We start from the raw sequence: 25,697 nt of genomic DNA on the forward strand, positions 1-25,697 counted from the left end.
AAGCTCCCTTGCCACAGCAAACTCCCCCCCACAGCAAGCTCCCTTGCCACAGGGATAAAGTTATGGGGCCTTGAACACAACCTGCTGCACATCGACCTTTTTCGGGATCAGGCCGTTGGCAAAAAACGCGTCGGCCGTACGTTGCTGGTTGGCGATATCCACCGCTTCCAATGGCCGGCTCGGCGTCGGCGAGCGATGCTGGAAGTAACTCTCCACCACCGCCGGCTGCAAGCCCAATGTCTTGGCCATCAGCGCGACGCTTTCATCATGCTGGTCCAGCGACAACCGCTGCGCCTGGGCAAACACCTTGAGAATTGCCGCAATCGCCTGCGGGTGCTGCTTGGCAAACGGTCCGCTGGCGATGAAGAAACTGCCCGCCGGGTTCAGCCCCTGGCCATCCCCCAGCACCTTCGCCGAACCGTCCACCACGGCCGCCGAGTAGTACGGGTCCCACACCACCCAGGCGTCGACCTTGCCTTGTTCAAACGCGGCACGGCCGTCGGAGGGCGACAGGTACACCACGTTCACGTCCTTCCACTGCAAGCCGGCACGCAGCAAACTTTTGAGGAACAGGTTGTGGGCGCTGGAACCCTTGAGCAACGCCACGCGCTTGCCCTTGAGTTCGGCCACGCTTTGCACGGTGCTGTCCTTGGGCAGCAGGATGGCTTCGGTGCGCCCGTCATTGGGCTCGACGCCGATGTAGCGAATGTCGATGCCGGCAGCCTGGGCGAAGATCGGCGGGATGTCGCCGATATTGCCGATGTCGATGCTGCCGCCATTTAGGGCTTCGATCAGCGGCGGGCCGCCGAGGAATTCGATCCACTCGACCTTGGTGCCCGGCAACCCTTGCTCGAACAGGTGATGCTCACGGGCGAGCACCATGCTCACCGAGCTTTTCTGGTAGCCGACGCGCAGGGTGGCCGGTTCTGCCGCCAGCAGCGGCCCGGCGCACAGTGCCAGCAGTGTGGCTGCGATGAACTTGCGCATCAGAGACTCTCCTTGACCTTGGCCGCGACGTCCGCCGGCACCCACTGCTGCCAGACCTGCGGCTGTTCTTTCAGGAACGCTTCGGCCACCTGGCGCGGCGCGGTACGTTTCTCGGCCATTTGCGCGAGGATGCCGTTGAGCAGGTCAATCGGCAGGTCGACTTTTTCAAAGAACGTCACCAGTTGCGGGTACTGCGCCTTGAACGGCGCCGACACGCCAATCGCCAGGTGCGCTGGCATCGAACGAGTACCGATGGGGTGCGGGTTGTTGGCGTCGGCCAGGGTCTTCCAGGCTTCGGCGTTGAACGGTGGTTCTTCCAGTTTGATCAACTTGAAGCGCCCCAGCAGTGGCGTCGGCGACCAGTAGTAGAACAGCACCGGCTTGCCGCGACGGATCGAGGATGCAACCTCGGCATCCAGCGCCGCGCCGGAGCCGGTACGGAAGTTGACGTAGCTGTCGGCCAGGCCATAGGCCTTGAGTTTCTGGCTGTTGACGATCTCCGAGGTCCAGCCGGTGGGGCTGTTGAGGAAGCGCCCACGGGTCGGGTCTTCGGGGTCGCGGAACACGTCTTTGTAGCGGGCCAGGTCGGCGACGGATTTAAGCTCCGGGGCCAGGGGTTTGATGCCCCGTTCGGCGTCGCCCTTGATCACGTATTCCGGCACCCACCAGCCTTCGGTAGCGCCTTTGACGGTGTCGCCCAGGCCGAACACCTTGCCTTCGCTTTCGGCCTTGACCCACGCCGGACTGCGCCCGGCCCACTCTTCGCCGATCACCTGGATATCGTCCTTGGCCAGGGCGGCCTCCAGGCTCACGGTGCTGCCGGGCAAGGTGTCGGTGGGCAGGCCATAGCCTTTCTCGACGATCAGGCGCAGCACTTCGGTGATCAGGCTGCCGCTTTCCCAGGTGATGTCACCGAAGTGGATCGGTTTGGCAGGTTCGGCGGCCGTGGCTGATTGTGCCAGGACGGTGAGTGCCAATAGCGAGCCACCGAGCAGGTTCTTGATTGTTTTCATGTGTTACCTCGTGGTGATTCCATGAAGAGTGCTCTTGTGGCGAGGGAGCTTGCTCCCGCTGGACTGCGCAGCAGGCCCAAAGTGCTTGGGGCCGCTACGCGCCCCAGCGGGAGCAAGCTCCCTCGCCACAGGTTTTGCATCAGGGTTTAAAAGTCATAACTGAGCCGCGTGTAGTAAAACGCCCCTTCCGGCGCCGTCGGCGACAGGTAGCTGTATTGCTGGCCCGGGGTCTGGCGCAAACGGGTGTTGTAGTCGTCAGGCTTGCTGTCGAACAGGTTGTTGACGCCCACCGACACCCGCAGTTGTTTGGTGAAGGCGTAGTTCACGTCCAGGTCGGTGGTCCATTGCGCACTGAAGGTCTGGTCGTACTGGGCGTTGGCTTCGCTGGAGGCGTATTTGCGGTACTTGCCGTAACGGGTTTCGTTGAGGGCGATGGTCCATTGGTTGAGCTTGTGGACCGCGCCAAACACCAGCTTGTCTTCCGGGTAACCGTGCTCCAGGAAGCCACGGGATTCACGGGTCAGCACTTCGAAGCCGTTGGGGTTTTCGTGGACCTTCTCGATGGTGGTGCGGGCCTTGGTGTAGCCCGCCGACAGGTTCAGGTTGCCGAACTGCTCAAGGTCCAGGTTGTACTTGCCCACGATGTCGACGCCACGGGTGCGGGTGTCGGCGGCGTTGGTCATGAACTGCGCCCAGGAGTACTGGCCGTAGCCGGCGTCCTTGAGGATCTGCTCGGCCAGCGGCCCGGAAATGCCACCGCTGAACAGCAGGCGGTCACGAATCGAGATCTGGTAGGCGTCGATGGTCAGCGAGGCCTGGTCGGTTGGGCGCAGCACCAGGCCCAGGGAGAAGTTGGTGGACTTCTCGGGCTTCAGCGGCTGCGCACCGAGGGCACGGGCGGCCGGGTTGTCGGCCGGCAGCATGCGGGTCAGCACCGGGTTGCCGTTGGCGTCGAGGTTGGTGGTGGTGGTCCAGGAGGTGCCGATCTGGCCCAGGCTGGGCGCGTGGTAGGCATTGTTGACCGTGGCCCGCAGGCCGACTTTCGGGGTGAAGTCATAGCGCGCCGAGAGTTTGCCGGTGGTGGCTGAACCGAAGTCCGAGTAGTGCTCGGTACGCCCGGCAATGCCCACCTGGAGCTTGTCGGTGACCTGGTTTTCCAGGCCGAAATACACGCCGCCCACATCACGCTTGAAGGTGCCGGCGTCATCCGGGGTCAGGCCCGAAGCCTGCACCGCGCCAACCTGCACGCCGTCGATGCCACCGTAGGAATAGGAATCGTAGTCGCCGGCCTCCAGCCGGTATTGCTCATGCCGGTAGGCGACGCCCGCCGACACGGTGAGTGGATGGCTCGACCAGTCGACGTTCAGATCCTTGGCGTAATCCAGGGTGATGTTGGTCTGGTCGTTGACCAGGGTGGCGACGTTGAACTTGGTCGGGCTGTTGATCCCGTAGCTCGGGTTGACGGTGTTGAAAGCCAGTTCGTCGTGCTCGTCGCGGCCATAGGTGGCGCTCAAATCGAAGCGGCCGATGCTCTCGTCTTCATAGCGGGTGCCGACGGTGACGGCGCCGTCTTCATAGCGATAGCGGTATTTCGGGATGGTGCCGTTGGGGTAGATCCCGGCCACGTTGTTCGGGCTGCTGGCCAGCAGCGGCGGCGTGTTGTTTACCGAAGTGTCCTGGCCGAAGGTGGCGAAACTGTAGAGGCGCCATTGGTCGTTCAGGCCGATTTCGGCGTTGGCCGCCAAGTTGTATTTGTCGCGCCCGGCACCGCCCCAGCGCGGGTCTTGTACCTGGCCGTCGGCGACGTATTTGTCGCCGATGTCATCGGGTTTGTTGTTCAGGGTATTGAAGCTCAGGGTCAGGAAACCATCCCCCGGCAAGCCGATGCCGTACCAGCCATCGGTGGTTTTGCTGAAGCCGTCGCCCTGGGCGTATTTGCCCAGTTGGGTGTTGATGCCGCCACCGCTGTCGCGCTCCTTGAGCACGATGTTGACCACCCCCGCCACCGCGTCCGAACCGTATTGCGCCGAGGCACCGTCGCGCAGCACTTCGACGTGGTCGATGGCGCTGATGGGGATCATGTCGAGGTCCACCGGCTGCGCGCCAATGAACGGCACGCCACCGGAAATGTTCACCACCGCCGAGGTGTGCCGGCGCTTGCCGTTGATCAGCACCAGGGTCTGGTCCGGGGACAAGCCGCGCAGGGAGGCGCCTTTCGGATCCTGGCCGCGGGTGGCGCTGTTGTTCTGCGGAAAGTTGAACGAGGGCAGCAGTTGGAACAGCGCCTGGTTGAGGCTGGTGGCGCCGGTTTGCTTGAGTTCTTCGGCGTTGATCACATCCACCGGGGCGCTGCTGGTGAGGGCCGTGGCGTCGCTGCGACGGGTACCGATGGCGACCACACGGTCGAGGGTCGGCGCCTGGGCTTCGGCGGTTTGCGCCTTGATGCTGTTGCTGGCAGGCGCGACTTTGGCGCCTTCCTTGATGATGAATGCACCGTCCGGGCTGACCTGGACTTGCAGGCCGGTGCCCTTGAGCGCGGCGTCTACCGCCTGTTGCGCCGACAGCGAACCGTCGACCCGCGCCGAGGAATAGTTGCCCAATTGTGGCGTGAAGGAAATCACCTGGCCGCTCTGGCGGCTGATGTTCAGCAGCACTTCATCCAGCGGGCCGGGCGCGATGTGGTAGACCTGCCGCGCCTCTTCGGCGCTGGCAGCGAAAGACAGGAACAGACTGGCCAACGGCACCAGGGCAAAGGTTCGAAGCGGTGTACGGTTGAATGGGCTCACGTTGGCTCCCCCCAAGGAAACTCCTGAGCGCTGCTCCCCGCAGCGCTTACGGGAGTGATGTGGGATGGCCGGGGGAAAACTTGCAGATCGTTTGGTTATGGCGTTAGAACCGACATTCGGAAACGACGCGGTCAACTGTGGGAGCTGTCGAGCTTTAGCGAGGCTGCGATGGTATCGCTGCGGTACATCTGAGAGGCCGAGGTGCTCGCATCGCAGGCAAGCCAGCTCCCACATTGACCGAGGTGAACCGTTTTCAGGTGGCACTGACGGTCACCCACAACCCGGTCCGGCGGGTGATGTGGATCGGCAGGGTGCGTGCCAGGGTGTCGAGGATCTGGTCGGGATTGTCGAGGCGGTACAGGCCGCTGACCCGCAACTCTGCCACCGCCGGATCGAGGCGCAGCACACCGTTGTGATACGGGCGCAGTGCGTCGATCACTTCCACCAGCGGGCGGTCGCGCACTTGCAGGAAACCGTCGATCCACGCCGTCGCCCCCGAGGAACTGGCCAGCACCGGGCCGAAGCCGAAGCGGTCATAAGTCACCTCGTGCCCGGCCTCCAGTTGCAGGCGTTCACCGTTCTGGCCGTCGATCTCCAGGACACCGTTGAGCGCCACCACATGGCCCTGCCCTTCGCGCTCGCGCAGCAACAGGCGATTGCCCAAGGCATGCAGTCGAGCTTGATCGGTCTGGATGAAAAACGGTCGGTTGCTGTCCCTGGCAATCTTCACCAGCAACTCGCCATCGCGCAGGCGCACCAAGCGGTGTTGCGGGTCGAACTGGATGTCGGCGGCACTGCGGGCGTTGAGCAGTAACTCGCTGCCATCGGCCAGCGCTACAGTGCGCCGTTCGCCGGTGCCGGTGCGGATATCGGCGGTCAAATCCTCCACCACCGGCCGGGCCAGCCAACCGGCGCCCAGCATCAGGCCAGCGCCCACCAGGGCGCCGCGCAATACGGTGCGGCGGCTGGATGGCGCGTCCAGTGCCTGCTGCAATACCTTGCCGCTGACGCCTTGGGTCTGCGGAATTTGAAACACACCGAGGCGGGTTTCCAGTTGTTGGCACAAGGCTTCGTGACGCGGGTCTGCGGCGCGCCACTGATGGTAACGCTGCCAGTCGGCGGCACTCGCCTCGCCGGAGCGCAGCAACACCACCCAGCGAGTGGCGCTGTCGATCAGTTCGTCGCTCATTCCAGGCACAGCCGCAGGCAGCGGTTGACGGCACGGGTCATGTAGTCGCTGACCGAGCGTTGGGAAATGCCCAGCTCGGCCGCGATTTCCGGGTAGGTCAGGCCATTGAGTTGCGACAGCAGAAAGGTCGCCTTGACCTTGGCCGGCAAGCCGTCGAGCAACTGGTCGATGGCCTGCAGGGCTTCGAGCATCTGCGCCAAATCCTCAGGGGATGACGCGGGCGAGGTTTCGTCCTGGTCGAGGGCGTCGAGGTAAGCGCGCTCCAAGTCACGGCGACGCCACAGCTGGTACATCAGGCGTTGGGCAATGGTGGTGAGCAAGGCGCGTGGCTGGCGGATCGGCGCCACGCCCGGGGAACTCAGGAGCTGGACGAAGGTGTCGGCGGCGATGTCTTCGGCGTGGGCACGGGAATCGAGATGGCGGTGCAAACGGCCGCACAGCCAGTCGTAATGACTGCGGAATAATCCGCCCACGTAATCGCTGTGAGAAGTGTCGGCGCCGGACATAGTGGCTCCATCTGAGTAGGTTGCGCGTTATGTCCGGTGTTCCGGTGGAGCGATCCTAGCAAGGCTGCTTATTCTTTAATAATATTTAAAAGGTATTTTTATATAACCGATCGTTCACACGCTCTGCGTGGGAATCCCGCCTTGGACGCTCTGCGTCTGCTTTGAAATCGTGAGACAGAGCGTCACAGGATGCATTCCCACGCGGAGCGTGGGAACGATCATTGGAGGCGTGGATAACCCAAGGCTTCAGCCTGCTGCCGGTAATCCAGCAGCACCTGGTAATCCGCTTCGGTGGCGGGCAGCACTTCGTGTACGCCGAGGGTTTGCACCACTTCGGGCAGATCCTGCAAGGCCAGGTTCATGACCTCCCGCAGGTGTTCACTTGAGCCCGGCGCGCTGATGTAAGGCAGCGTCGGGCTGGGCGCGCTGCGGGTGACGATCCGCAGCCCGGCCACTTCCTCTGGCGCAAAACGGGCGAGGTAGTCGTAGGTCACGCTGTCGATGGCGGCAAGGTCGGCGCGGTTTTCCCGCAGCCAGCGCAGGCTTTCGCGATGGGCGCCGCTGATGCCGACTTCGGCAAAGAACCGACCGCCCTGCTGCAGCGGCGCCAGGCGTTCGCGCAGCAGGTTCATGCCGCTGTTGGAGTCATGGCCGTTGATCACACCGCGGCTGTCTTGGAAGTCCGCCAAGGCAACGCGGGGATTGTCGTCGCGGGTCAGCAGCAGGCTGCAATGCTGGCCGCCGCTGCTGTGGGGCAGTTCGTAGCGCGGGCGGCCAATCACCTGGACTTGCCCGCGCAGCTCGGTCATCAGCGGGTAGCCGCAGGTTTGCGTCAGCAGCAATTGCGGGGCACGCCACAGGCTGCGCAGGTCGAGATGATCAGCCTTGCGGCGGGTCGCGCCCAGGCGCTCAAGGATGCGCGAAAGCCAGCGCTCATTGGCCTGTTGCACCTGCTGCGGCGCCACGTACATCAGCAGTTCGGCGTAGCGGTCACTCATGGTCGTCTCTCAAGCAAAGGGGTGCCGTGGGCTGTCGATGGCCTTGAGCCCGTGACGGCCGATCAACTGGCCGTAACCCTGCACCAGGAACCCGCCGCTGCGCGCCACCCATTGTTCGCGGCGCGCGCGGTACACGGTGGGCAGCAAATACCACGGCAGCTTCGGCAAGTCGTGATGCACCAGGTGCAGGTTGTTGTTGAGGAACAGCCAGGTCCACGGCCAGGCGGCTTCGTTAAGCACCGTGCGCTGTTCCGGTTGTGGGTGCGGGCGATGCTCATAGTAGGAACGGATCGCCGCCACCGACAAGGCCGGCACGCTGACCAGCGCCACGTAGTGCCACACCGGCAGCACGCTGTAGTGGGCGATGAAGGTCAGCATCAGCACGGTCACGGTGCCATGGCTCAGCCACATCAGCCACGCCTGGCGCTGGCCTTTGCGCAGGCGTCTGACCTCGTTGCGCGCCAGCTTCCACAGCGCCAGCGGCGAACCCAACAGGAAGCGCCCCAGGACGGTCTTGGTCAGCCAATGCAAGGTGCGCTCGAACAGCGAACTGTCATCCCACTGCCGCTGATTCAGGTAGCGGCTTTCCGGGTCGACACCGGGCACCGTCAGGTCTTCGTCGTTGTGGTGCACCAGGTGGCAGTTGCGGTACAGGGTGTAGGGGTACCAGACGGCAAACGGTGCGTAGCCGAGGAGTTTGTTCAAAGCAGTGAAGCGCGTGGGATGGCCGTGCAGCAGTTCGTGTTGCAGGGACATCCACAGCGTCACGAGCGGGATCAACAGTGCGGTACTCAGCCACAGGCCAAGCCAGTGGCTGGCGAGGATCACCGCAAACCAGCCGGCATAGACGCCGATCAACAGCAGCCAGGTCGGCCACTCGGTGCGGGCGGTAAAGGTCTGGGCCAGGGCTTCGATTTCCCGGCGCTGGGTTTCATCAAGGTAGTTGGACATCGGCAGCTCAGGGCAGGCGTGGCCGACGAAAAAGTCGGCTTCATCCTGCTCTGTGCAATGGGGCGGGAAAATCTTGCAGATCGTTTGGTGCTTAGCTTAGAACTTAATGACCGAACAGGTTGCTGTCGGTTTTCTTGGCCTTTTTCTCGGCGCGTTTTTCATCGGCGGTCTTTGCCGGTTTCTTCTTGTCAGCTTTCTTGGAATTCAGACCTTTGGCCATGATGCGTGCTCCACTTACAGGGGATGTAACACTGGGTATAACACCGATTGCCCAACAGAAGGCGCTTTGCCCGACTTATAATCTGCACCCCCTGGATTCGCGTGTTTGAAAACCATGCCCGAGTTGCACATCGACCGACTGGCAGAGCCGTTGTGGCCGCTGCTGAACAAGTTCTACCGCAGCCATAACTCACCGATGAAGGCCCTCAAGGGTGGCCAGTTGTGGGTGGCTAGGGGCAGCGAGGTTGTCGCGGGCCTGTGCCTGACGCCGGTGGTGGGTGGGCAGTGGTTGACCGGGCTGTTTGTCGACCCGGCGCTGCGTGGCCAGGGGCTGGCGGCGCAATTGATCCGCGCCTCGGTCGCAAGCGTTGAAGGCACGGTGTGGCTGCTGTGCCATCCGGACCTGGAAGGCTTTTATCAACGCCAGGGTTTTACCCAGGACACGTTGCTGCCGCAGTCCTTGTCGGAGCGCCTGGTGCGCTACAAACGCAACAAGCCGATGATCGCCATGGGCTTAGAACCGTTGGTGAGGTCGACCTTCAATAAAGTGTGATCAGCCGTTGTGGGCCCCATGCTAGCCTCGGCGGCACCAGCGGCCTATTACAGGATGATCATGAAAGCGACCCTTGCAGCCTTATCCCTTGCAGCCCTCCTCGCCCCGGCCTTGAGCCAGGCAGCCGAAGCGCCGGTTTCCGCCGAGCAGTATGCAACCGTGCTCGCCGGCAGTTGGCGCGTGCCTGCCAACAGCGCGCGCGATATTTATCGCCACCCGCAGCAGACCCTGGAATTCTTTGGCCTGCGGGCCGACCAGACCCTGATCGAAATCACCCCCGGTGGTGGCTGGTACAGCGAGCTGCTGGCGCCGCTGCTCAAGGATAACGGCCACTACATCGCTGCCGTGCAGGCGCCGAACAGCAGTGCCTACGCGCGTACATCAGAAGAAAACCTGAAAAAGAAATTCGCCGCAGACCCGGTGCATTATTCCAAGGCCGGCTTCGCCGAGTTCGACCCCAAGGCTCCAGTGCTGGGCAAGCCTGGCTCGGCCGACACCGTGCTGACCTTTCGCAACGTGCATAACTGGGTGATGGCGGATACGGCGCCGGCGATGTTCGAGGCGTTCTTCAAGGTGTTGAAACCGGGCGGCGTGCTGGGGGTGGTGGATCACCGGGCCAAGGACGGGGCATCGCTGGAAGACATCAAGCACAGCGGTTACCTGACCACCGCGTATGTGGTGAAACTGGCGACGGATGCGGGGTTCAAGCTTGAGGGGCAGAGCGAGGTGAATGCCAACCCGAAAGATACCAAGGACTACCCGGATGGGGTCTGGACCTTGCCGCCGGCGTTGACGTTGGGGGAAAAGGACAAGGCCAAGTATGTGGCGATTGGTGAGTCGGACCGGATGACGTTGCGGTTTGTGAAGCCCGCAAAATAAGCTGAATGCACGCAGAACAAATGTGGGAGCGGGCTTGCTCGCGAATGCGGTGGATCAGTCTATATCTTCGGTGACTGGCACACCGCTTTCGCGAGCAAGCCCGCTCCCACAGTTTGAGGTGTGTTTTGCCTGAGGGTTATTCGTCTGCGGTGGGATCCATATCCGGGAACATCACTTCGATAAACCCGAACTTGCTGAAATCGGTAATCCGCGACGGGTACAGCCGGCCGATCAGGTGATCGCACTCGTGCTGTACCACCCGCGCGTGAAAGCCTTCGGCAATCCGCACAATCGGCTCGCCCTTGGGGTCAAACCCTTCGTAGCGAATCTGCTGGTAACGGTCCACGGCCCCGCGCAACCCCGGCACCGACAGGCACCCTTCATAGCCTTCTTCCAGCACCGGGCTGAGCGGCGTGATCAGCGGGTTGATCAGGATGGTCTGGGGCACGGCGGGCGCGTCCGGGTAGCGTTCGCTGCTCTCGAAACCGAAGATCACCAGTTGCAGGTCCACTCCAATCTGCGGTGCGGCCAGGCCGACGCCGCCGACGTGTTCCATGGTCTGGAACATGTCATCAATCAACTGCCACAGCTCGGGGCTGTCGAACATTTCCGGCGGAACCGGCGGGGCAATGCGCAGCAGGCGCTCATCGCCCATTTTCAGGATTTCACGGATCATCGATCAGACTTCATCGGTAGTGGGCTTGAGTGAGTGGTCCCGGCCAAGGCCTGAGACATGTTGTTTGTCGTCGTGCTCGCCAAAGTCCTTTTCACCAGGATCCTTGCCTTCGGCCGACATGTGTTCGATCACCGCATTCATCTCCGCCCCCAGCAACAGCACGGCAGCCGAGATGTAGAAGTACAACAGCAGCACAATGATCGCGCCGATACTGCCATACATGGCGTTGTAGTCGGCAAAGGTTTTGACGTAGTAGCCAAACCCCAGGGAAGCGACGATCCAGACCACCACCGCCAGCACCGATCCCGGGGTGATAAAGCGAAACTTCTGTTTCACGTCAGGCATCACGTAGTACATCAACGCCACGGAGAACATCAACAGGATGACGATCAGCGGCCAACGCAGGATGGTCCACAGGGTGACCACGAATTCCTGCATGCCGATCTGCCCCGCCAGCCATTCCATCACCTGGGGCCCGAGCACCATCAAGGCGGCGGCGGCCAACAGCATGCCGGCGAAGCCTACGGTGTAGAAAATCGACAGCGGGAAGCGCTTCCAGATCGGTCGGCCTTCCACCACGTCATAGGCGGCATTCATCGCACTCATCATCAGGCGCACACCCGCCGAGGCGGTGTACAGCGCGATCACGATACCCACCGACAACAGGCCACCCTTGGATTGCTGCAACTGGTCGATCACCGGGTTGACCTGCTCCAGGGCCTGGGGCGGCAATACCAGTTCCGATTGCATGCGCAGCCAGGTGAAGAAGTCCGGCAGGTGCAGGAAACCGATCAGGGCAATCAGGAACAGCAGGAAGGGAAACAGCGAGAACAGCATCTGGTAGGCCAGCGCCGAGGCGTACGTAGGCATCTCGTCATCGAGGAACTCTGTGACAGTGCGCACCAGCACTTTGTGCAGGGGCAAGCCTTGTAATACCGGAAAAATCATAGCGTCTCCTTTCGCCGCAAAAAGTTGAGTTCGTGGGCGACTCAGGGGCCGTTTTCTACATCAAGGTAGCTTATTTGGCGACCTTGAAACAATTTCCAAACTTTAATCACTGCAGGTGACACAAAAACGGCCATCCGTGGATGGCCGTCGGGCTGCTGGAGTGCAGGCAGCCAGGTCGGGACTATTTGACCGCTTTCTTTACTGCGTCCTTGGTGTCGCCGACTGCTTTTTGCACTTCACCTTTCTTTTCCTGAACCACGCCTTCAGCCCGCAACTTGTCGTTGCCGGTGACTTTGCCAACACCTTGCTTGATGTTGCCTACGGCTTCGTTCGCCAAACCTTTTGCCTTATCCGATGTGCTACTCATGGTATTTCTCCTGGGAACAATCAAGGATTTTGGTCACTACGTAAACGTTGACCCTTGGCCTTTCCAGAGAGTTTCAATTATTTTTTCAGCGGCATTTCATCGCGCCGTACAGGTTTGGCTTTATGTTTTGCGGCCAACCCACGAGAATGCCGGGCACATCCAGGCGCAAGCGCTGGGTAACAGATCCCGTAGGAAGGTTATGAAACTCAATAAAGCACAGGCCATTGCCCGCAGAAACCAGGAACTGGGCGGTGCCGTACTCGGTGTCAACAACTGCCACTTCACCGACCTGGACCGCAAACGCAACATCTGGTGGTTCGACCTGCCGGTGGGCCGGATTGCCGTGGGCCAGTACGAGTGGATCCACTTGTTGATGCACAACGCCGAGAGCGACCAGTTGCTGCACTTGAAGGTGCCAACGGTGTTTTTGCGCGAGAAGCTGGAAGGCCTGGTGGTGCGCAATGCCGGCAAGCGCAAGCCGGAGATTACCCTGGAGCTGAGTGCCGACAAGGACTCGTTCCTCAAGGACGTACGCCCGGCCGGTGCCGGTGTGAGCTTCGCGCAGTTCGCACTGTAGGAATATGGTAAAAACTGTGGGAGCGGGCTTGCTCGCGAATGCGGTGTGTCAGTAACCGGTATATCACTGGCACACCGCTTTCGCGAGCAAGCCCGCTCCCACATTTGGATTGCATTTCAATGCGGGAAAATCAGCGTTCAATAAAAAGCCCCGCATCTGCGGGGCTTTTTGTTGGGGGCCGAGTTACTTCTTCAAACCCAGCTTTTTCAGTTCTTCATCCCGCAGTTCGCGGCGCAGGATCTTGCCCACGTTGGTAGTCGGCAGCGCATCGCGGAATTCCACGGCCTTGGGCACCTTGTAGCCGGTGACGTTGGCGCGCATGTGCTCCATCACCTGGTCTTTGGTCAGGCTGGCACCCGGCTTGACCACGATGAAGATCTTGATGTGTTCCCCGGACTTCTCGTCCGGCACACCAATGGCCGCGCATTGCAGCACGCCCGGCAGGGTCGCCAGCACGTCTTCCAGCTCGTTGGGGTAGACGTTGAAACCGGAGACCAGAATCATGTCCTTCTTGCGGTCGACAATGCGCATGTAGCCATCCGGCTGGATGATCGCGATGTCACCGGTCTTCAGCCAGCCTTCGCTGTCGAGAATCTCGGCGGTGGCGTCTTCGCGCTGCCAGTAGCCCTTCATCACTTGCGGGCCCTTGACGCACAACTCGCCCACTTCACCCAGCGCCAGTTCGACGCCGTCATCGGTGATGACCTTGCACAGGGTCGACGGCACCGGAATGCCGATGGTGCCGATCTGGATGTTCTGGATCGGGTTCACGGTGGCCACCGGGCTGGTTTCGGTCATGCCGTAACCTTCGCAGATGGAGCAGCCGGTGACCGCTTTCCAGCGCTCGGCCGCCGCCAGTTGCAGGGCCATGCCGCCTGACAGGGTGACCTTCAGCGCCGAGAAATCCAGCTTGCGGAAGGCATCGTTGTTGCACAGGGCAACAAACAGGGTGTTCAGGCCGACAAAGCCGCTGAACTTCCACTTCGACAGTTCCTTGACCATCGCCGACAGGTCGCGCGGGTTGCTGATCAGGATGTTGTGGTTGCCGATCAGCATCATCGCCATGCAATGAAAGGTGAAGGCATAGATGTGGTACAGCGGCAGCGGGGTGATCAGGATCTCGCAGCCTTCATTGAGGTTGGAGCCCATCAGCGCCTTGCACTGCAGCATGTTGGCGACGAGGTTGCGGTGGGTCAGCATCGCGCCTTTGGCCACGCCGGTGGTGCCGCCGGTGTATTGCAATACGGCGACTTCGTCGCTGGCGGGGCTGACTTCGTTCACCGGCTGGCCGTGGCCCTTGGCCAATACGTCGTTGAACTTGATCGCCTTGGGCAAGTGATAGGCCGGGACCATCTTCTTCACGTACTTGATGACGCTGTTGATCAGCAGGCGCTTGAGCGGCGGCAACAGGTCGGCGACTTCGGTGACGATCACGTGCCTGACGGAAGTCTTGGGCACGACTTTTTCAGCCAGGTGCGCCATGTTGGCCAGGCAGACCAGGGCCTTGGCACCGGAGTCGTTGAATTGGTGTTCCATTTCCCGCGCGGTGTACAGCGGGTTGGTGTTGACCACGATCAAGCCGGCACGGATGGCACCGAATACGGCGACCGGGTATTGCAGGACGTTGGGCAGTTGCACGGCGATTCGATCACCGGGCTGCAAGTCGGTATGCTGTTGCAGGTAAGCGGCGAAGGCGCCGGACAGTTCGTACAGTTCACCGTAGGTGATTGTCTTGCCCAGGTTGCTGAAAGCCGGTTTGTTGGCGAAGCGTTGGCAGGACTGCTTCAGTACCGCCTGAATATTCGGATACTCGTCTGGATTGATTTCTGCAGCAATCCCGGCGGGGTACTTATCCTTCCAAAAGTCTTCGATCATGGAAGCCCACTCCTCAGCGACGCGAATTCATTCATCGCATTTGATGCGATTATTATTTGTTTGTTTTTGGGTGAGTCTGGCGGTTAAAAGCAGGCCAAGAGGTCACAAAGCGCGCCGAGAGTAGCAGCTTTGCCAAGGGCCGCCTAGAGCCAAAAGAGGCCCCTACGGTCATAAACATGACTCAAGAATATCCAATGGTCATTTTTAGAGCAAAGATTCTATAAGCCAAGAAAGGGCTCTGGAATGGGCTTCTACGCATTTAAACTGAATGAATAAAAACCAAATGTGGGAGCGGGCTTGCTCGCGAAAGCGCAGTGTCAGTCACAGGATATGTCGACTGGTACACCGCTTTCGCGAGCAAGCCCGCTCCCACATTTTTTGACCTTATTTCAAATCAGGCTATGTCGCGCAATTCGCGCCGCAGGATCTTGCCCACCGGCGTCATCGGCAACGACTCACGCAACACAATATGCTTGGGCACCTTGTAGCCGGTGAAGTTGGCCTTGCAGTAGGTCTTCAGCTCTTCAAGGCTCACGCCCTGGGCACGGGCCACCACAAACAGCTTCACCGCCTCGCCGGTACGCTCGTCCGGTACGCCGATCACCGCGCAGCTGGCCACCGCCGGATGCGCCATCACCACGTCTTCGATCTCGTTGGGGTACACGTTGAACCCCGAGACGATGATCAGATCCTTCTTGCGATCAACGATGCGCACAAAGCCGTCCGGGTCGATCACCGCGATATCGCCGGTCTTGAGCCAGCCTTCGGCGTCCAGGGTCTCGGCAGTGGCCACCGGCTGCTGCCAGTAGCCCTTCATCACTTGCGGGCCCTTGATGCAGAGCTCGCCCCGCTCGCCCAGCGGCAGCTCCGCGCCGTTGTCGTCGATGATCTTCATCGCCGTGCCCGGCACCGGAATGCCCACGGTGCCCAGCTTCGATTTGCCGCCATAGGGGTTGGTGCTGGCCACCGGTGAGGTTTCGGTCAAGCCGTAGCCTTCACCAATCGCACAGCCGGTCAGTTGCTGCCAGCGCTCGGCCGTGGCCTTGACCAGTGCGGTGCCGCCGGAGTTGGTGAGCTTGAGGTGGGAGAAATCCAGGCTCTTGAAGTCCGGGTGGTCCATCAAGGCCACGAACAGGGTGTTGAGCCCCAGCAGCCCGGTGAAGCGCCACTTTTTCAGCTCCTTGATAAAGCCGCCGATGTCCCGGGGATTGGTGATCAGCACGTTGTGGTTGCCCGACACCATCATGCACATGCAATTCGCGGTGAAGGCATAGATGTGGTACAGCGGCAGCGGCGCCACCATCACCTCCTGCCCCTCCTTGATAAGCGGATGGCCGTCGTCCCCCAGTTGCGACATGCACGCCCGCACTTGCTGCATGTTGGCCACCAGGTTGCTGTGGGTAAGCATTGCGCCCTTGGCCAGGCCGGTGGTGCCGCCGGTGTATTGCAGCACCGCGATGTCGTCGAGGGTCACCGGGTGGCGGTTGAGTGCCTGGCCGGCGCCCATGCGCAGGGCGCGCTTGAAGGAGATGGCTTGCGGCAGGTTATAGGCCGGGACCATCTTCTTCACCTTGTCGACCACGGTGTTGATCAGCCAGCCCTTGGCGGCGGGCATGAAGTCGCCCATCTTCGCTTCGATCAGGTATTCGATCTCGGTGTCCTTGCTGACTTCTTCAACACGCGAGCCAAACAGGTTCAGGTACACCAGCGCACGAATGCCGGCATCCTTGAATTGGTGACGCATTTCCCGCGGGGTGTACAACGGGTTGGTGTTGACCACGATCAGCCCGGCGCGCAGGGCGCCGAAAACGGCAATCGGATAATGCAGGACGTTGGGCATCTGCACGGCAATGCGGTCACCCGGCTTGAGGTCGGTGTGCCACTGCAGGTAACCGGCGAACGCGGCGCTGCGCCGATCCAGCTCGGCGTAGGTCAGGGTGATCCCCATGTTGCTGAACGCCGGACGATCGGCAAAGGTCTTGCAGGAACGCTCGAAGACTTCGATCACCGATTTATAGGCTGTGAGGTCGATCTCGTTGGGAACCCCGGCTGCGCGTTTGTCATTCCAGAAATCAGGTTGCATTATTCTTGTCCTCTTACCTGAGTGGTCCGGCCGCTTTTGATGTTGCGATGAAAGCGGAGCTTTGGGGACGTTAGCAGCTATGGTCAATCAGGCAAATACAACAAGATGCGTCATTGATTGTGTGAATCTCCCCGCCAAGGCCAGCGCTGATCCAGCGGCCTGCGGTGAATGAGCTATACACTGCAACGACCCTGAGCAAAGGAAGCGCCATGAACCACACCACTTTCTGGCTGACCGCGAATGACCGCAGTCGGGTGTACGTCAACCAGTGGCTGCCGGACGGGCCGCCCAAGGCGCTGATCATGCTGGCCCACGGCATGGCCGAGCACAGTGGCCGCTATGCCCGCCTGGCCCAGGCGTTGTGCGATGCCGGCTACGGCCTGTACGCCCCCGACCAGCGCGGCCACGGGCGTACCGCCGACGAGGGCACCCTGGGGCTGTTCGCCGAGAAAGACGGCTGGAACAAGGTGGTGGGCGACCTGGCGAGCCTCAACCAGCATATCGGCCAGCAAGCGCCGGGGGTGCCGATCATCCTGCTGGGCCACAGCATGGGCAGCTACATTGCCCAGGCGTACCTGCTGCACCACAGCGCGAGCCTTAACGGGGCGATTCTCAGCGGCTCGAATTTCCAGCCGGTGGCGCTGTACGGCGCGGCCAAGGTGATTGCCCATGTCGAACGCCTGCGCCAGGGGTTGCGCGGGCGCAGTGCGCTGATTGATTTCCTGTCATTTGGATCGTTCAACAAGGCGTTCAAACCCAATCGCACCGCTTTCGACTGGCTCAGCCGTGACCCGGCCGAGGTCGACAAGTACGTCAGCGACCCGCTTTGCGGCTTCCGTTGCACCAACCAGCTGTGGATCGACCTGCTGGGCGGCTTGCAGCAAATCAGCAAAGCGTCCAATCTCGCTCAGATAGACCCGGGGCTGCCCATCCTGATAATGGGCGGTGAATGTGATCCGGTCAGTGAAGGCAAGCGTCTCAAAAGTCTGGCCAATGCGTTGCGTGAAGCCGGCTGCCAGCACCTGGAGCTGAGCATTTACCCACAGGCGCGCCACGAATTATTCAACGAAACCAACCGTGATGCGGTCACAGCCGACGTGCTGACGTGGCTGGCCCAGGCAGCAGTGCTGCGCCGCCCTACTCGCTGCGAATGATTTTTCGTTTAAAATCAATATATTAAGATTTCTGATTAGCCACAGGATGCACCAACTGATGACCCAGGTTACCAACACGCCTTACGAAGCCCTCGAAGTCGGCCAGACCGCCAGCTACAGCAAGACCGTCGAAGAGCGCGATATCCAGTTGTTCGCGGCAATGTCCGGCGACCACAACCCGGTACATCTGGACGCCGAATTCGCCAAGGCGACCATGTTCAAGGAGCGCATTGCCCACGGCATGTTCAGCGGCGCCCTGATCAGCGCGGCGGTTGCGTGCGAGTTGCCTGGGCCCGGCACGATATACATCGGCCAGCAAATGACCTTCCAGAAGCCGGTCAAAATCGGCGACACCCTGACCGTGCGTCTGGAAATCCTCGAGAAGCTGCCGAAATTCCGCGTGCGCATCGCCACCCGCGTATTCAACCAGCGCGATGAACTGGTGGTAGACGGCGAAGCCGAGATCCTCGCGCCACGCAAGCAGCAGACCGTGACCCTGACCGAACTGCCGGCCATCAGCATCGGTTGAACGAACGCCCATGAAAAAGCCCCGCATCTGCGGGGCTTTTTTATTCAGGCGGGGCTCAAGACTGAGCGCGAGCCTGGTTACGCAGGGCTTTCACCTGGTCGTGGTTGCGTTGCGCGCCGTGGAACTGACGCTCTACCAGGTCACGAATGCCCAGCAGGTTGTGCTTGTTGATCTTCTCGATCGCTTCTTTGTAAGCCTTCAGTGCGTGGTCTTCACCGCGCTCGGCTTCGTTCAGCACGGCTTCTTCGTCTTTACCGGTCACCATCGACTTCACGTCGACCCAACCACGGTGCAAGGCACCGGCGACGCTGCCGGAATCTTCCGGATCGCCACCCAGTGCTCTTACTGCGGTCTGCAGTTCGGCAGCGGCGGTACCGCAATCAACGGAACGTTTGGCAAACAGGGCTTTGAGTTCTGGGTGCTTGATGTCTTCTGCGCAGGTCTTGAAGCCTTCCTGGCCGTCTTTGCTGGTCTCGATCAGGTCGTTGAGTACGGAGATCGATTCTTTGTTGATATCAGTCATTTTTCAATTCCTTCGCGGGTTAAGAAACGTGTATTAGTAATTGCAGCGCCCGTGCCAGCTTTTGAAAAACAATTTATTACTTAAATTTCAATAAGTTAGCCAATACACAAAAATCTGTATCCGCTTTATTTGCATGATCTGTCATTTGGCCTCCATGCAGAATGCCTGTATTTTCCAAACCACCGACTCAAACACCTGAAGCCGCAATGAACCCTGAAAAACTTGAACTGCTGATCACCCGCGAAATGCCCTTCGGCAAGTACAAGGGCCGGATCATTGCCGACCTGCCCGGCCCCTACCTGAACTGGTTCGCCCGTGAAGGTTTCCCCCACGGCGAACTGGGCGGGTTGCTGGCCCTGATGCAGGAAATCGACCACAACGGTTTATCCGAACTGCTGGAACCCCTACGCGCCAAACACGGCAAGCCTGCCCCTCGTCATTAATAGAGCACGCACATGGACAGTACCCGCGACGAACCACACTGGCACGCCATCGCCCAGCGCTACGACCTGGAGCCCGGCCCGATCAACCTCGAAAACGGTTACTTCGGGCGCATGAGCCGCGCGGTACTTGAGCAGTATCAGGACAACGTCGCCTTCATCAACCGCAGCAACTCGATCCATGTGCGCCAGCGTTTCGAGCAGGGCGAAAACGTCGAGATCCGTAACCAGTTGGCGCAGTTGATGGACGCCGATCCTGAAGCCATCGCCCTCACCCGCTGCGCCTCGGATGCGTTGCAGTCGCTGATCCGCAACTACAACCGCTTGCAGCCCGGCGACCAGGTGCTGATCAGCGACCTGGAGTACGACACCGTCAAGGGCGCCATGCGCTGGCTGGCGCAGAATCGCGGCGTAGAAGTGATCGAGATTGCCCACGAACACCCGGCCAGTTTCGACAGCCTGGTGCAGACGTATCGCGATGCGTTCCTGCGCTATCCCCGCCTGAAACTGCTGGCACTGACCTACGTCACTCACCGCACCGGGCTGGTGATGCCGGTGGAGGCGATTGCCGGCGCTGCCAGGGAACATGGAATTGATGTGATCCTCGATGGCGCCCATGCGCTGGGGCAGATCGAGTTCAACCTGGCGCAGTTGGGTATCGCGTTTGCCGGTTTCAACCTGCACAAGTGGATCGGTGCGCCGTTGACCCTGGGCTTTATTTACATCGACCCACAACGCTTGGCGGACATTGATCCGGACATGGGTGAGTTTCACTATCCGGTGACCGATGTACGTGCCCGCACGCCGTACAGCACGCCGAATTTCCCGGCGCTGATGACCTTGCCGCTGGTGTTCGAAGAGCATCGGGCATTGGGCGGGTCGAAGGCCAAGGGGGCCCGCCTTAATTACCTGCGGGATTTGTGGGTGAGTGAGGTGCGGCAGTTGCCGGGGATTGAAGTGCTGACGCCGGACGACCCACGGCTGTATTGCGCGATCACGTCGTTCAAGTTCACTGACAAGCCGGATCAGCAGGTGATGGCGGACCGACTGCTCAAGGAATACAACCTCTTCACCACAACCCGCAGCGGCGCGTCGTTCGGCAGTTGTATTCGGGTGACACCAGGCTTTTTGACGTCAGCGGCGGACATTCATGCGCTGATCAAAGCCATCACCGAACTGAGCGCGATATCACTGTAGGAGCGAGCTTGCTCGCGAAGGTCGTTAACGATGACACGGGAAACCTGACACCCAGCGGTGCTCTCGGTTTTTTCGCGAGCAAGCTCGCTCCTACAGTGGGAGTGGGCCATTTTCCGCAGGCAAAAAAAAGCGGTACACCGACCAAGTGCACCGCAAAAATGCCGTAGAACACAGCAACAACGATTCGGTAAATCCAATCAGTCCAGCAGGGCCAGCGCCTCGGCGGTGGTTTCCTGGATGCGTGCCCAGTCGCCGTTCTTGACCCACTCCGGATCAAGCATCCAGCTACCGCCCACGCACATCACATTTTTCAACGCCATGTAGCTCTTGATGTTGGCCGGGCCAACCCCGCCAGTCGGGCAGAATTTCACTTCGCCAAACGGGCCGCCCAGGGCCTTGATCGCCGCCACGCCACCGCTGACTTCAGCCGGGAACAGCTTGAAACGGCGATAACCCAGGCCATAACCTTCCATGATCCCGGAGGCATTGCTGATGCCCGGCAACAGCGGAATCGAGCTGTGTACCGATGCTTCCAGCAGGTCACGGGTAATCCCGGGAGTGACGATAAATTGCGAACCGGCCACTTCGGCCGCTTCCAGCATATGACGATCCAGCACGGTACCGGCACCGGTGCACAGCTCCGGACGCTGCTCACGCAGTACCTGGATGGCCTTGAGGCCGAACTGCGAACGCAGGGTCACTTCCAGTGCGGTCAAACCACCGGCTGCCAGGGCATCGGCCAGCGGCAGGATGTCCTGTTCGCGGGCAATGGTGATCACCGGCAGGATCCGCGCCTTGGCGCAGAGGCTGTCGATCAAGGCAACTTTGTCCGCCATGGAAACGGTAGGTTGAGGGCTGTTCATCGCGGCTGATCCTTGGCTCATGGGCACCAGTAAATCTCTAGAGTAGGTTGCAAAAACGCGCGTATCGGCATGGCAGCAACGTCGTCACTGGCCAGCGCGGCGCTCAAGGTGGTCAATTTCGAGCTGCCTGAAATCGACAGCACGGTGTAGTGGGCGGTGGCCAGCAGCGCGCGACTCATGGTCAGGCGCTGGTGCGGCACGGTCGGCGCCAGCATCGGCCAGCAACGACGGCTGGCGTCCGGCTTCAACGCTTCAGCCAGGTTCGGGCTGTTGGGGAACAGCGACGCGGTGTGGCCGTCGTCGCCCATGCCCAGTACCAGCACATCAATCGCCGGCAACTCGGCCAGCAGGCGATCGGCCTGCTCGGCAGCGTCGTCAAGGGTGGCGGCGACGCTGTACAGGCTCAGGAACTTGGCCTTGGCCGCCGGGCCTTGCAGCAAATACTTCTTCAACAGGCCGGCATTGCTGTCGGCATGTTCCACCGGCACCCAGCGCTCGTCGGCCAGGGTGATGGTCACCTTGGACCAGTCCAGGCCTTGCTTGGCGAGGTTCTGGAAGAACGCCACCGGGCTGCGGCCGCCGGACACCACCAGGGTCGCCTCGCCACGGGCACTGATGGCCGCGCGCAGTTGTTCGGCCACGTCATTGGCCAAGCCATCCGCCAGCAGCACCGGGTTGCGGTACTCATGGGCAGTCACGCCCTGAGGCAGTTTCAAATCAGATATCGCCATACCAAGACCTCCCGTCCCGCGTGATCAGTGCAATCGAGCTCATTGGCCCCCAGGACCCCGCCGCGTACGGCTTGGGCGCATCACCGGATTTTTTCCACCCGGCGATCAACTGGTCACACCACTTCCACGCAGCTTCGATTTCATCTTTGCGCACAAACAGGTTCTGGTTGCCACGCATGACTTCCAGCAACAGCCGCTCGTAGGCATCGGGAATCCGTGCGCTGCGATAGGTGTCGGAAAAATTCAGTTGCAGCGGGCCGCTGCGCAGTTGCATGCCCTTGTCCAGGCCCTGCTCCTTGGTCATCACGCGCAAGGAAATCCCTTCGTCCGGTTGCAGGCGGATGATCAGTTTGTTGCTGATCTGCAAGCGCTGCTCGGGGGCGAAGATGTAGTGGGACGGTTCCTTGAAGTGGATGACGATCTGCGACAGTTTTTGCGGCATGCGCTTGCCGGTACGCAGGTAGAACGGCACCCCGGCCCAACGCCAGTTACGGATATCGGCACGCAGGGCGACGAAGGTCTCGGTGTCGCTCTGGGTGTTGGAGTTCTCTTCTTCCAGGTAACCCGGTACCGGCTTGCCGGCGCTGTAGCCGGCGATGTATTGGCCACGCACCACCTGGGTGGTCAGGCCGTCCGGGCTGATGGGCGCCAGGGCCTTGAGCACCTTGACCTTCTCGTCCCGAATACTGTCGGCAGACAGGTCGGCGGGCGGGTCCATGGCGATCAGGCACAGCAGCTGCAGCAGGTGGTTCTGGATCATGTCCCGCAGTTGCCCGGCCTTGTCGAAATAGCCCCAGCGACCTTCGATGCCTACTTGCTCGGCCACGGTGATTTCCACGTGGGAGATGTAGTTCTGGTTCCACTGGGTTTCAAACAGGCTGTTGGCAAAACGCAGGGCGATCAGGTTCTGGACGGTCTCTTTGCCCAGGTAGTGGTCGATGCGGTAGGTGCGGTTTTCCGGGAAGAACTGCGCCACGGCGTCATTGACCTTGCGCGAGGAATCCAGGTCCGAGCCGATGGGTTTTTCCAGGACCACGCGGGTATTTTCCGCCAGGCCGACCTTGGACAGGTTCTCGCAGATCGCGCCGTACACCGCCGCCGGGGTGGCGAAGTAGGCAATCAGGCGTTGTTCAGTGCCGGCGTTCTCTGCCAGGGCGACGTAGTCGTCGGCCTTCAGGAAGTCGACATGCAGGTACGTCAGGCGTGCCAGGAAACGTTGGGCGACGGTTTCGTCCAGTTCCTTGCCAACGTAGCTGCGCAATTCTTTTTCGATGTGGGCCAGGTGCTGTTGCTCGGAACCGGCCTCACGGGCCAGGGCCAGGATGCGCGTGTCTTCGTGCAGCAGGCCCGCACCATCGAGTTGATAGAGGGCAGGAAATAACTTGCGCAGCGCCAGATCACCCAAGGCGCCAAACAGGGCAAAGGTGCAGGGTTCTACGGTTATCGAAGGCATGATGTTTGTTCTTTTATCAAGTTAAGCTACAAATACCTTTTTTTAAGGCATCACTCAAGGAAAAATGTAGTAATAACCACAACATTTTCCCGAAAAACGTATTCCGAGTGGTGGTGTTCAACTACCCTCAGTAGGATAGGCCACCGCAAAGGGCCGCTCGTCGATTGGTTGACGACCCTTATTTGCATCGTCGCCCTAAGGAAACATGAATGGACCGCGTGCGAAATCTACTGGAACAGATCCAGAAACGCCTCGAAGAACTGAACAAGGCTGAACGTAAAGTCGCCGAGGTCATCCTGCTCAACCCGCAGCAGGCGACCCGCTTCTCTATCGCCGCCCTCGCCCAGGCCGCTTCGGTCAGCGAACCTACAGTGAACCGCTTCTGCCGCTCGTTCGGCGTGAGTGGTTACCCTGAACTTAAATTGCAGCTGGCGCAAAGCCTGGCCAGCGGCGCGGCGTATGTCAGCCGCGCGGTGGAGGCCGATGATAACCCGGAGGCCTACACCCAGAAGATCTTCGGCAGTGCCATCGCGTCCCTCGACAGCGCCTGCCAGGCCCTGGACCCGAACCTGATCAGCAAGGCCGTCGACCTGCTGATCCAGGCTCGGCAGATCCACTTCTTCGGCCTGGGTGCTTCGGCGCCGGTGGCCATGGACGCGCTGCACAAGTTTTTCCGTTTCAACCTGTCGGTCACGGCCCACGCCGATGTGCTGATGCAGCGGATGATCGCCTCGGTGGCCCACACCGGGGAGTTGTTCGTGATCATTTCCTACACCGGGCGTACCCGTGAACTGGTGGAAGTAGCACGTATTGCGCGGGAAAACGGCGCCTCGGTGCTGGGCGTGACCGCCGAAAATTCGCCGCTGGCCAAGGCCAGTACGGTGAGCCTGAACATTCCGTTGCCGGAAGACACCGACATCTACATGCCGATGACCTCGCGGATCATTCAGTTGACGGTGCTGGATGTACTGGCGACGGGCATGACCTTGCGTCGCGGAGTGGATTTCCAGCCGCACTTGCGCAAGATCAAAGAGAGCTTGAACGACAGCCGGTATCCGGTTGGGGATGAATTCAACTAGGCCCGAATCTACTGTGAATGTGCCGGCCTCTTCGCGAGCAAGCCCGCTCCCACATTCGACTGCATTCCAAAAGTGGAACTCGGTCTAATGTGGGAGCGGGCTTGCTCGCGAAAGCGGCATCAGCAACACCGGAACATCCGGATCAAGCCCCCGCCCGCGCCTGCAAGCTCAAATGCGCCCTCTCCCCCGGCGCCAGGCTCGCAGCAGCCATCGCCGACTCCACACACACAAACCCCGCAGCCTCGTTGAAGCTCACCCCCAGCAATGGTCGACTCCCCGGGTGCCACACCACCGTGTCGGCACTCTCGCCGGTGTCGATGCACAATTCGCGCTGCCAGGCATGGTCCTTGAGGTGCAGTTCGCCGTCGTGCTGGAACACCCGCTGACACCCACCATCGACACGCAACTCACCTTCCTGCTGGCACGCCTGGCGATTCAGCTGGTCGTAGCCCTGCGCGCCATCGAGCCCAGACAGCGCTATCTCACCAACGTTGCCAATCCGCCAATAAGCGTGCAAAGCATGGCTCAATTGGCACGGCAGCTCGTCCTGGTGCTCGGTGGCCAGGCGCAGCTCCAGAGTTTCCCCTAGGTGTGCATGCAGGTCCACTTGCCAGTCGCATAGCTGCAATTGCCAGTGCAAACGCACGCCGTCGTCGTCGGTGCTGCTGTCCAGCAATTTCCAGTCGATCAGCCGTGCCCAACCATGGGACGGCCAGGCGTTTTCGCTGGGATGGCGGCCATACCACGGCCAACACACCGGCACGCCGCCACGAATGGCGCCGACCTGCGGCCACTTGGCAGCGCACCACAGCCAGGGCTTCTGGCCCGTGGGCTGAAAGTGCAGCAATTGCGCGCCCTGGCGACTGAACACCGCCTGGCAGAGCGGGTGATCAATCACCAGCACATCGCGCATCTGGAAGCGTTCCCAGGCGAATACCGGCCGCTCGCGCAGGGATTTGAAAAAGCGTTGCAGCGGATGCTCATGCATGTGCCACGGTCCTGAATATCTTTGCAGGCGCTGGCTTGCCTGCGATGGCATCGCCTCGGTGTGGCAGATACACCGCGGGGCGCGCATCGCAGGCAAGCCAGCTCCCACACAAAAAAAAGCGGATAGCCATGGC

Annotated in this window: 25 protein-coding genes and 1 pseudogene; 9 read left to right on the plus strand and 17 right to left on the minus strand. The window is 60.8% G+C overall.

The features are described from left to right. Positions 1-60 precede the first annotated feature (60 nt). The 7 genes from HX869_RS27375 to HX869_RS27405 all read right to left on the minus strand — a co-directional run bounded on the left by HX869_RS27375 (position 61) and on the right by HX869_RS27405 (position 8,430). Positions 61-987: an aliphatic sulfonate ABC transporter substrate-binding protein gene (locus HX869_RS27375; RefSeq protein ID WP_087693173.1), complete on the minus strand. Its 927-nt coding sequence runs from the start codon at positions 985-987 to the stop codon at positions 61-63. Then, the gene (locus HX869_RS27380; protein ID WP_178903945.1) at positions 987-2,000 is read right to left on the minus strand and encodes an ABC transporter substrate-binding protein; all 1,014 of its coding nucleotides are present in this window, start codon (positions 1,998-2,000) and stop codon (positions 987-989) included. The genes HX869_RS27375 and HX869_RS27380 overlap by 1 nt, the downstream gene beginning before the upstream one ends. A gap of 146 nt (positions 2,001-2,146) precedes the next feature. Continuing rightward, a complete protein-coding gene (locus HX869_RS27385; protein WP_102369756.1) occupies positions 2,147-4,786 on the minus strand; it encodes a TonB-dependent receptor in 2,640 nt (879 codons plus the stop codon). A 253-nt stretch (positions 4,787-5,039) separates the two neighbouring features. Next, positions 5,040-5,975: a FecR domain-containing protein gene (locus HX869_RS27390; RefSeq protein ID WP_178903946.1), complete on the minus strand. Its 936-nt coding sequence runs from the start codon at positions 5,973-5,975 to the stop codon at positions 5,040-5,042. After that, positions 5,972-6,481, minus strand: a complete 510-nt coding sequence (locus tag HX869_RS27395; RefSeq protein WP_178903947.1) for a sigma-70 family RNA polymerase sigma factor — start codon at positions 6,479-6,481, stop codon at positions 5,972-5,974. Before HX869_RS27395 ends, HX869_RS27390 begins: the two co-directional genes overlap by 4 nt. Positions 6,482-6,699: 218 nt before the next feature. Continuing rightward, complete coding sequence (locus tag HX869_RS27400; protein WP_008431597.1) at positions 6,700-7,479, minus strand: phosphate/phosphite/phosphonate ABC transporter substrate-binding protein; 780 nt, start codon at positions 7,477-7,479, stop codon at positions 6,700-6,702. Positions 7,480-7,488: 9 nt separating this feature from the next. Further along, on the minus strand, positions 7,489-8,430 hold the full coding sequence (locus tag HX869_RS27405) for a fatty acid desaturase (RefSeq protein ID WP_008431594.1): 942 nt from the start codon (positions 8,428-8,430) through the stop codon (positions 7,489-7,491). A 334-nt stretch (positions 8,431-8,764) separates the two neighbouring features. Here HX869_RS27405 and HX869_RS27410 point away from each other — a divergent pair, with 334 nt between their 5' ends. Together HX869_RS27410 and HX869_RS27415 are read left to right on the plus strand one after the other, a co-directional pair. Continuing rightward, positions 8,765-9,202 carry a GNAT family N-acetyltransferase gene (locus tag HX869_RS27410; protein WP_178903955.1) on the plus strand — a complete coding sequence of 146 codons (438 nt, stop codon included), beginning with the start codon at positions 8,765-8,767 and terminating at the stop codon, positions 9,200-9,202. 60 nt (positions 9,203-9,262) lie between these two features. Beyond that, a complete protein-coding gene (locus HX869_RS27415; RefSeq protein WP_177019384.1) occupies positions 9,263-10,081 on the plus strand; it encodes a class I SAM-dependent methyltransferase in 819 nt (272 codons plus the stop codon). 136 nt (positions 10,082-10,217) lie between these two features. On the opposite strand, the gene def is transcribed toward HX869_RS27415, so the two are convergent. The 3 genes from def to HX869_RS27430 all read right to left on the minus strand — a co-directional run bounded on the left by def (position 10,218) and on the right by HX869_RS27430 (position 12,072). Then, positions 10,218-10,757, minus strand: a complete 540-nt coding sequence (gene def, locus HX869_RS27420; RefSeq protein ID WP_003213049.1) for a peptide deformylase — start codon at positions 10,755-10,757, stop codon at positions 10,218-10,220. Between the two features lie 3 nt (positions 10,758-10,760). After that, the gene (locus HX869_RS27425) at positions 10,761-11,705 is read right to left on the minus strand and encodes a YihY/virulence factor BrkB family protein (protein WP_177008473.1); all 945 of its coding nucleotides are present in this window, start codon (positions 11,703-11,705) and stop codon (positions 10,761-10,763) included. 181 nt (positions 11,706-11,886) lie between these two features. Then, complete coding sequence (locus HX869_RS27430; protein WP_003213044.1) at positions 11,887-12,072, minus strand: CsbD family protein; 186 nt, start codon at positions 12,070-12,072, stop codon at positions 11,887-11,889. Between the two features lie 199 nt (positions 12,073-12,271). On the opposite strand from HX869_RS27430, the gene HX869_RS27435 reads away from it, so the two are divergent. After that, on the plus strand, positions 12,272-12,649 hold the full coding sequence (locus HX869_RS27435; RefSeq protein ID WP_003213043.1) for a hypothetical protein: 378 nt from the start codon (positions 12,272-12,274) through the stop codon (positions 12,647-12,649). Between the two features lie 183 nt (positions 12,650-12,832). Here the strand turns inward: HX869_RS27435 and fadD1 are convergent, their stop codons facing one another. After that, positions 12,833-14,524 carry a long-chain-fatty-acid--CoA ligase FadD1 gene (gene fadD1 / locus HX869_RS27440; protein ID WP_003213041.1) on the minus strand — a complete coding sequence of 564 codons (1,692 nt, stop codon included), beginning with the start codon at positions 14,522-14,524 and terminating at the stop codon, positions 12,833-12,835. A gap of 394 nt (positions 14,525-14,918) precedes the next feature. Further along, entirely contained in the window at positions 14,919-16,607 is a 1,689-nt protein-coding gene (fadD2, locus tag HX869_RS27445; RefSeq protein WP_178903948.1) for a long-chain-fatty-acid--CoA ligase FadD2, read from the minus strand. Positions 16,608-16,816: 209 nt separating this feature from the next. Here fadD2 and HX869_RS27450 point away from each other — a divergent pair, with 209 nt between their 5' ends. Both HX869_RS27450 and HX869_RS27455 read left to right on the plus strand, forming a co-directional pair. Then, entirely contained in the window at positions 16,817-17,761 is a 945-nt protein-coding gene (locus HX869_RS27450; RefSeq protein ID WP_003213037.1) for an alpha/beta hydrolase, read from the plus strand. Between the two features lie 58 nt (positions 17,762-17,819). Further along, positions 17,820-18,290, plus strand: coding sequence for a MaoC family dehydratase (locus tag HX869_RS27455; RefSeq protein ID WP_003213034.1), 471 nt, complete (start codon positions 17,820-17,822; stop codon positions 18,288-18,290). A 55-nt stretch (positions 18,291-18,345) separates the two neighbouring features. On the opposite strand, the gene HX869_RS27460 is transcribed toward HX869_RS27455, so the two are convergent. Continuing rightward, positions 18,346-18,813, minus strand: a complete 468-nt coding sequence (locus tag HX869_RS27460; protein WP_003213033.1) for a PA2169 family four-helix-bundle protein — start codon at positions 18,811-18,813, stop codon at positions 18,346-18,348. 206 nt (positions 18,814-19,019) lie between these two features. Here HX869_RS27460 and HX869_RS27465 point away from each other — a divergent pair, with 206 nt between their 5' ends. The 3 genes and pseudogenes from HX869_RS27465 to HX869_RS31645 form a co-directional block, all read left to right on the plus strand. Then, a complete protein-coding gene (locus HX869_RS27465) occupies positions 19,020-19,256 on the plus strand; it encodes a DUF3820 family protein (RefSeq protein WP_003213031.1) in 237 nt (78 codons plus the stop codon). Positions 19,257-19,268: 12 nt separating this feature from the next. Further along, complete coding sequence (locus HX869_RS27470; protein ID WP_178903949.1) at positions 19,269-20,450, plus strand: aminotransferase class V-fold PLP-dependent enzyme; 1,182 nt, start codon at positions 19,269-19,271, stop codon at positions 20,448-20,450. Continuing rightward, positions 20,441-20,548: pseudogene (locus HX869_RS31645) on the plus strand (outer membrane lipoprotein carrier protein LolA); the annotation flags it as partial. The gene HX869_RS27470 and the pseudogene HX869_RS31645, both read left to right, overlap by 10 nt. A gap of 99 nt (positions 20,549-20,647) precedes the next feature. Here the strand turns inward: HX869_RS31645 and HX869_RS27475 are convergent. From HX869_RS27475 to zwf, 3 genes are read right to left on the minus strand one after another with little or no spacing between them, the layout of a single operon-like run. Next, the gene (locus tag HX869_RS27475; RefSeq protein WP_003213027.1) at positions 20,648-21,313 is read right to left on the minus strand and encodes a bifunctional 4-hydroxy-2-oxoglutarate aldolase/2-dehydro-3-deoxy-phosphogluconate aldolase; all 666 of its coding nucleotides are present in this window, start codon (positions 21,311-21,313) and stop codon (positions 20,648-20,650) included. 17 nt (positions 21,314-21,330) lie between these two features. Beyond that, positions 21,331-22,044, minus strand: a complete 714-nt coding sequence (gene pgl / locus HX869_RS27480) for a 6-phosphogluconolactonase (protein ID WP_178903950.1) — start codon at positions 22,042-22,044, stop codon at positions 21,331-21,333. Continuing rightward, a complete protein-coding gene (zwf, locus tag HX869_RS27485) occupies positions 22,031-23,497 on the minus strand; it encodes a glucose-6-phosphate dehydrogenase (protein ID WP_063027707.1) in 1,467 nt (488 codons plus the stop codon). Before zwf ends, pgl begins: the two co-directional genes overlap by 14 nt. A 218-nt stretch (positions 23,498-23,715) precedes the next feature. Here zwf and HX869_RS27490 point away from each other — a divergent pair, with 218 nt between their 5' ends. Beyond that, positions 23,716-24,576, plus strand: a complete 861-nt coding sequence (locus HX869_RS27490) for a MurR/RpiR family transcriptional regulator (protein ID WP_173406104.1) — start codon at positions 23,716-23,718, stop codon at positions 24,574-24,576. 142 nt (positions 24,577-24,718) lie between these two features. On the opposite strand, the gene HX869_RS27495 is transcribed toward HX869_RS27490, so the two are convergent. After that, a complete protein-coding gene (locus HX869_RS27495) occupies positions 24,719-25,564 on the minus strand; it encodes a D-hexose-6-phosphate mutarotase (RefSeq protein ID WP_003213018.1) in 846 nt (281 codons plus the stop codon). Positions 25,565-25,697: the final 133 nt, after the last annotated feature.

This window comes from Pseudomonas sp. P7779 (assembly GCF_013386315.1).
Taxonomy (GTDB): domain Bacteria; phylum Pseudomonadota; class Gammaproteobacteria; order Pseudomonadales; family Pseudomonadaceae; genus Aquipseudomonas.